Raw genomic sequence first — 6809 nt, 5'->3', positions numbered from 1 at the left:
GGGTTAGCAATCCCGATCGTGTCGCAGAGGCAGATTTCATCCACCCCAACCGCTATGCCGTTATCGATCATCTTAAACACCTGTTCCACAGGGATATCCCCTTGAAACGGGCAACCGAAGGCCGTTGCAATATCCAGCTTGATTTTAAGGCTAGGAATCCGCTCTTTTAAGCTTCTCAGCTCAGCAAAGGACTCTTCGATCGTTCTCTTGACATTTTCCATGTTATGTCTTTCGCTCGCGGATATGACGTAGGTAATCTGTTTAAGACCTGATTTCCAGGCCGACTCAGCCCCAAAGAAATTAGGGACTAGGGCTGCCGCTTCGACATCCTTAACCTTGTCCAAGACTTCTTGAACGACATCTCCAGCATCTTTCATCTGAGGAATAGCTTTAGGATGAACGAAGGAGGTTATCTCCATGTTCTTTAAATTAGCTTCAAACAACGAATGGATAACTTTTAATTTAACCTCCGTTGGTATCCAATCATCAACGTTTTGAAACCCGTCCCGCGGCCCAACCTCAACAATTGTTACTTCTTTAGGTAAGTTCATTTTCTAATCCCCCTTAAATAACACCTTTGTCCGCCAGTTCCTGGATCCGATCTTCTGAAAGATTTAACAGTTGGGTAAGAACCTCTTTGTTATGCTGGCCCAAGAGTGGCGCTGGCTGCCGGATGCTGATTTTCGTATCACTAAATTTCAATTGAGATCCTGTTACTTTCATTTTTCCGGCCTTGGGATGCTCTATTTCAACAAACATCTCTCTAGCTCCAGCAATATGAGGATCTTTTACGACCCGTTCGATCGTATTAATCGGTGCAGCGGGGATTCCTGCCGCCAATAACAGATCCACAACCTCATCGATTGTTTTATCTTTAGTGCACTCTTCAATAATGAGTTTTAATTCAGCATGTCTCTGCACACGTTTGGGATTTGAATCAAACCGTTCATCTGAAGCCAGCTCAGGCATGTTCATGGCTTTGCATAAAAGTCCAAATAACTTGTCATTACCGCAACCGATGACGTAGCTTCCATCACTGGCTTTAAAGGAATCGTAGGGGTAGGTCGACTCATAGCGGTTGCCGATTCTTTGAGGGTTCTTACCTGTAACGAGATAGATCTGATTGATAATTTCTAGACTTGCTACTACGGAATCCACGAGAGCAATATCGACTTTCTGTCCTCTGCCTGTAACCTCTCTGCCTCTTAACGCTGCAAGGACGCCAATCGTTACCGACAATCCGGCTAGGACATCGGACATCGCTGTACCCGTTCTGGTCGGTTCTCCATCAGGCCAACCGGTAGTACTCATTAACCCTCCCATAGCTTGGCCAATAATATCATACCCAGCACGATCCTTATAAGGTCCGTAATGGCCAAATCCCGAAACACAACCATAAATGATTTGGGGATTGATCTTCGCCAGTTCATCATATCCTAACCCTAACTTTTCCATCGTACCGGGCCGGTAATTTTCCAGAACAATATCCGCTTGTTTAAGCAGTTCTTCAAAAATTGCCTTGCCTTCAGGCGCTTTCAAATTCAGGGTAATCCCTTTTTTATTTCGGTTAAGATTCATAAAATAGGCACTTTCCCCCTTCAGGAAAGGACCGAACTGTCTGCTATCGTCACCTTTTTTCGGTTGCTCGATTTTAATGACATCAGCACCCATATCTGCCAACATCATACTACAAAAGGGTCCAGCTAATACTCGAGTTAAGTCAAGGACTCTAATCCCCTCTAAAGCACCTTTCATTTTTTCAGTCATTGTCGATCTCCCCTTATTAATTGTTGATTTGCTGTTTCAATTTATTTCCTTTGAGATGGTCGCGATCCATTCGAAGTTATATATTTGCAATTTTCGTGCCAGTCCTTTTCTTCTGAAATTGTTGATTTTCAGTAATCGTAACGTACTAATATTAAACGGTAAAAAAAACGAGCGTTCTATATATGAACGCTCTACCTAAGTTTCTTCCAGATTGTCGATCGACTAATTCCTAAAGCTTCAGCAGCAAGGGTGCGATTTCCATCAAATTGATTCACGACCTGACGAAATATGTCTCGCTCCATTTCCTCCCAGGGAGCAATATCTATGGAAATATCCGTTTTTCTCGTGACCTTGACAGGTTCTTCTTTCATTTCATCAAGGTATTCCCCGAAGACTTCGAACGCGGTCATCGTAGACTCTAAAATCGATAATCTACGACAAAAGGATTCAAGTTCTCTTATATTTCCCGGCCAATCATACGCTCTAAGTTTTTGTTCAAATTCTTTAGTAATGAGAGATTTTTCTACTCCTTCATGGCGTAGAAAGAAAACAGCCAATTCCGCTATATCCTCTTTATGGTCCCTTAAAGTAGGTAACCTCAAATTCAAAACATGAATTCTAAAGTACAAATCTGAGCGAAAATCCCCGCTTTTTACGGTATCCGTCAAATTGACATTGGTTGCCGTAATTAATCTAAAATCTACAGGCACGATGCGATCCGATCCTAAACGCATCACTTCTTTTTCTTGTAAAACGCGAAGCAATCTCGGTTGCAAGGCTTTGGAGATACTTCCTATTTCGTCGAGGAACAAGGTGCCACCATGAGCTAACTCAAATACTCCAGGTTTTCCTCCTTTTTTGGCCCCCGTAAATGCCCCTTCTTCATAGCCAAAAAGCTCACTTTCCAGTAACGATTCCGGTAAAGCCGAACAATTGATGGCCACAAAGGGTCCTGATGTCTTGGGGCTCCCATTATGGATACTTTGGGCAAATACTTCTTTTCCCGTACCCGTTTCGCCATAGATTAAAATGGGCAAATCGCTCTTGGCATAGTGTCTTGCCTTTTCAACGGCATCCCTCATTGCTGGGTGACTTCCTTTGATGTTCTCGAAGGTTTTCTTAGCAATTAATCCCTTTCCTGAAGCTTCGCGACGTAATTTTTGTTCCCACCGTTGAATATTCCCAGCCTCATGAAAGGTAGCCACTGCTCCGATGATCTCCCCTTTAAGAATGACAGGAACCCGGCTCGTGATAATCGACGTTGTTTTTAATTGTTGAATTTCTCCGATCTGTCTTTGACCTGTTTCTACCACTTCTTTAAGATGACTATTGGGAACCACGGATTCAATGTACTTGCCAATAGGGTCCTCCGTAACACTCATGATTCTCTTCGCTGTTTTATTGAACATCTGGATTTTCCCCTCAGCAGTAACAGAAATGACCCCACTATAGGCAAAATCCAACATAACTTTCATTTCTTCTATGCGTTCCTGTTCCCTACGACGTACCCTTGCAATATTTTCCGCTTCTTTTAAGGCATCCTTAAGCGAGTTTTCGCGAGATTCAACGGTTAAGCCCGGAATCCCCATTTCGAGCGCATATTCTACGGCGAAGCTGCTTCCAACAATAACTTCGCATCCTTCTTCGATCGACTCTTTTATGGCTATCATAATGCTATCTTTATCCTTGTAAGAATGCTTATGAATGATCTGGATCGCAAATATTTCTTCCAATAAAGGAATATCTAATTCTTTAGAACCAAAAAGGATGACCGCTATCTTCTTGCCGAATCTTTTTACTTTTTTTAGAGCAACTGCCAAATCATAGAACGTTATTTCACAGCTTACGACCGGCAAATCAATGCGTCCTTGTAAATAATTCGCTGTTCCTGCACGACTGAGAACAACGTCAATTTTTTTCTCGTAGAATTTAGGAATAAGCTTTTCAGTTTCTTCAAGCATTCCTTCAAATATCTCAAAATTAACATTTTCGATTTGTCTTGATATCTTAGTTGCTGACTCTTTAAACGAGAGATAGGGCGCGACAATTCCTATGGTGATTTTATTTTCGCTTTCCTTCAAATCCATACTTTATCCCCTCTCTTTTCGGCTGCTTACATCTATTTTAGCACTATATTCTAAATTATCGCACTTTATATAATAACATTTAGGACCTCTAAAATAGATAAAGCTGCCCGACACCATAAAAAAAACGCTATCGCCAAGCGTGAGCGTAGACGAAAGCCTTAGTCGCCTTATCCTGCCGAATTAACACTTGCATCGTAGGACAAAAGAGCCTGGGCATATCATCCCAGGCTTTAGCTCCTACAAATTTGGTGGTTGAATTGTAATCTTTTTGCCGAAGTCCGAAAAATCTAAGGTCATAGTCATCGGCTCATTTTTTGCTTTATTCTTCGATTGAATTGTAACCCTTCGAATCGTTTGATCTTTTTGACTGAGATAAACCGTATAATTGAAATCGGTCCAGAATTCTTCCATGATCTGATTTTGTACACTGGGTTGTAACTGAAGTACCCAAACCTTCTGTCCATTTAGCTTCTCATTACCCTTAAGCATCACCTCGCCAAGCTCTTTGAACTGCAAAGAAGAAATTGGATTGAGCTCCGCCAAGAAGACTTCTTGGGTAGCTGGGACACTTGGGTACCTGACCCATCGTTTACCAAGTGGGTCTTTTAGGTAAAAACCTTCTCCGGCAACGATCATTTCGACTTCCGTGCCTACTAGCTGCCCTGAAATATGAGTGTTCCCACCGTCCTTTTCTCCTAGAATCTGAGTAAGTATGCGATCCTTTCCATCGACCCACTGATGTTGGGTCATGCTGTAGCGAAAAGAGGTCGCTTGGTTCAGTTTTTCTAAGCCATGTGTCAATAACTCTGCGGGGTGGGGTTTCCATAGAAAACGGCCCATAATTCCCCCAATTAACACGGTACTGATCAGGATGATTAATAACAGCCCTCTTTTCTTCATGTTCGGCCCCCTTGGCGGAGTTCTTATCACACTTTATGTAGGAACTAGGTTGCCCTATTCCTAATAAATATTATAAGCTAAAAGACCCTCCTAAATTTTATTCTAACGGGCAAATGCAAATCTGGGAGTAAGAAGAGACCTCTCATACGTTTAGTAAACTCATGAGAGGTCTCTATTCTTTATATTTTTTCCATATTATTGAAATTAAATAACATATACCCTAGACAAGGCATATTATGTACTATCTCACGAAGGGAGGTTAAGGATATGGCATTTGGCGTAGATGGAGTCGTGCGTCGTGGTGAGAGATTTGAAGGTATTGCGATTGTGGTTGTCATCATTCTTCTGCTTATTGCACTTGGTATTGTATTCTAAATGATGCTATTTCTAATATGAAAGGGGGAAATTGAATTGTACGGAATGGGTTTCGGCTGTGGATGTAGCTACCCGATGGCTACAGGTGGAGGCTCTAGTGTGGGTGCAGGTATTATTGCTATTGCAATTTTAATCCTTATCGCTCTTGCAGTAATCTTCTAAATCCTCGTGATATTATCTGAATAAGAAGAGGTGAGATAAGAATATGGTTGGATTTGGTTCCAGACGTTTTGGATTCTTCCCATTTTTTAGTCCATTTTTTAGTCCATTTTTTTCGCCGTTTTTCTTCCCGTTTTTCTTCTTTCGTCGTCGGAGGTTTTAACAATAAAAGGCTAGGCATCAATGCCTAGCCTTTTGTTTCCATCTCTTGTACTTTTTGATACAGCCATTCATTTATAGGTGTTGGCACCTGATATTGTTTTCCTAAAGCGATAGCCGTTCCTGAAAATAGCCCTACCTCTGTTTTTCTGTTTGCTGCCATATCTTGGCGCATAGAAGGCATTCCTAAAGGATTTAACTGTGCAAGAACATCTAACCAATACTCTAAATCTGATTCGCCTAAACTTATACCCACTTTTTGAGAGAGAGCAATAACCTCCCGCATCGCTGCTATCATTACATTTCTAGGCTCACCGTCTGCTTGGATACCCCCATAATTCATTGAAAATACTGCTACTGTCTGATTCACTCCCGTGTTTAACATAAACTTTCCCCACATCCGATGATCCATATCTTTTGGAACCTCATAAGGAAAATTAATGGAATCAAAAAAATCTGCAACAGCGGTTACTTTATCTGACCATACCGTATTATCTTTCTCACCAAAGCACAGCATTCCCATGTTTTTATAGTCTACCTTATTTTCATTCTTTACTGCATCCATTCCCTGTGCAACGCAATAAAGCATTCTTTCCATACCGAATTTTTTCCCTATGATTTCTTCACTGGAAATTCCATTTAATGCTGAAAGAATGATTGTATGCTCTCCCACTAGATGCTTTGTATCCACGATCGCCTGCTGTAACTGGTTGAACTTTACACAGAAAATTAATAAATCTGCAGGTTTTTGCTCATTTTCGGGTAATACATAATTAAAATCGCAAAATCTTCCATTACAATAGATTCCACTCTTCTCATATTTCCGTATACGGTTCTGGTTGGCAATAACACGAACATCATTTTTTGATAATCTATCGGAAAAATGCTTTGCATACATTGTTCCCAAAGCGCCTAAACCTACAATTGAAACAGTTTTAATCTTCATCTTTCAATATTCCTTCTCATTCTATTTTCTTCATAAGTCTTTCAATACTTATGAGTACTTATGAATATTTCTACATCAATCAAAATTACCCTGCTACTTTTGGCAATAAAGACTGCTTGCCAGCAACAAGCAGTAACACAGGCGATTGCCCAAGTTAAGTTGACTAAAAGTATAAAGAAAACCCGGCTTTCGCCGAGCTTCAGCGATAAAGAAAACTTGGCTAACACCAAGCCCTAGCGAAGGTGGTAGCCCTAGTTGCCTTATCCTGCCGGACTTAACCACTTGCATCGTAGGATAAAGAAGACTTAGCCGGCGCCAAAGCGATGGCTCTAGTCGCCTTATCCTGCCGGACATAAATACATGCATCGTAGGAGAATGAAAGCCGCTGGTTGCACTTATACTATCTGCCCCCCAAT

Annotated in this window: 6 protein-coding genes; 1 reads left to right on the top strand and 5 read right to left on the bottom strand. The window is 41.3% G+C overall.

All coding sequences use genetic code 11. The features are described from left to right. The 4 genes from VM640_RS15060 to VM640_RS15045 form a co-directional block, all read right to left on the bottom strand. On the bottom strand, positions 1 to 551 hold a 551-nt coding region (locus VM640_RS15060), incomplete at its 3' end, for a beta/alpha barrel domain-containing protein (RefSeq protein WP_475394582.1). Positions 552 to 564: 13 nt separating this feature from the next. Further along, positions 565 to 1767 (bottom strand): CaiB/BaiF CoA transferase family protein, encoded by a 1203-nt coding sequence (locus VM640_RS15055; protein ID WP_325393656.1) that lies wholly within the window; start codon positions 1765 to 1767, stop codon positions 565 to 567. A 191-nt stretch (positions 1768 to 1958) separates the two neighbouring features. Next, positions 1959 to 3854, bottom strand: a complete 1896-nt coding sequence (locus VM640_RS15050; protein WP_325393654.1) for a sigma 54-interacting transcriptional regulator — start codon at positions 3852 to 3854, stop codon at positions 1959 to 1961. A gap of 237 nt (positions 3855 to 4091) precedes the next feature. After that, on the bottom strand, positions 4092 to 4754 hold the full coding sequence (locus VM640_RS15045; RefSeq protein ID WP_325393652.1) for a LolA-like protein: 663 nt from the start codon (positions 4752 to 4754) through the stop codon (positions 4092 to 4094). 411 nt (positions 4755 to 5165) lie between these two features. On the opposite strand from VM640_RS15045, the gene VM640_RS15040 reads away from it, so the two are divergent. After that, positions 5166 to 5291, top strand: coding sequence for a hypothetical protein (locus VM640_RS15040; RefSeq protein ID WP_325393658.1), 126 nt, complete (start codon positions 5166 to 5168; stop codon positions 5289 to 5291). Between the two features lie 184 nt (positions 5292 to 5475). Here the strand turns inward: VM640_RS15040 and VM640_RS15035 are convergent, their stop codons facing one another. Next, the gene (locus VM640_RS15035; RefSeq protein WP_325393650.1) at positions 5476 to 6393 is read right to left on the bottom strand and encodes a ketopantoate reductase family protein; all 918 of its coding nucleotides are present in this window, start codon (positions 6391 to 6393) and stop codon (positions 5476 to 5478) included. Between the last annotated feature and the right edge of the window lie 416 nt (positions 6394 to 6809).

Source organism: Desulfitobacterium sp. (assembly GCF_035539115.1).
GTDB lineage: Bacteria > Bacillota > Desulfitobacteriia > Desulfitobacteriales > Desulfitobacteriaceae > Desulfitobacterium_A.
Note: the sequence above shows the minus strand (reverse complement) of the source record. Positions and strands in the feature narration are given on the sequence as shown.

Excerpts from the sequence above, each read along its gene's own strand:
- VM640_RS15055 (WP_325393656.1), bottom strand. The coding sequence starts at position 1,767 with ATGACTGAAAAAATGAAAGGTGCTTTAGAGGGGATTAGAGTCCTTGAC.
- VM640_RS15050 (WP_325393654.1), bottom strand. The coding sequence starts at position 3,854 with ATGGATTTGAAGGAAAGCGAAAATAAAATCACCATAGGAATTGTCGCG.
- VM640_RS15045 (WP_325393652.1), bottom strand. The coding sequence starts at position 4,754 with ATGAAGAAAAGAGGGCTGTTATTAATCATCCTGATCAGTACCGTGTTA.
- VM640_RS15035 (WP_325393650.1), bottom strand. The coding sequence starts at position 6,393 with ATGAAGATTAAAACTGTTTCAATTGTAGGTTTAGGCGCTTTGGGAACA.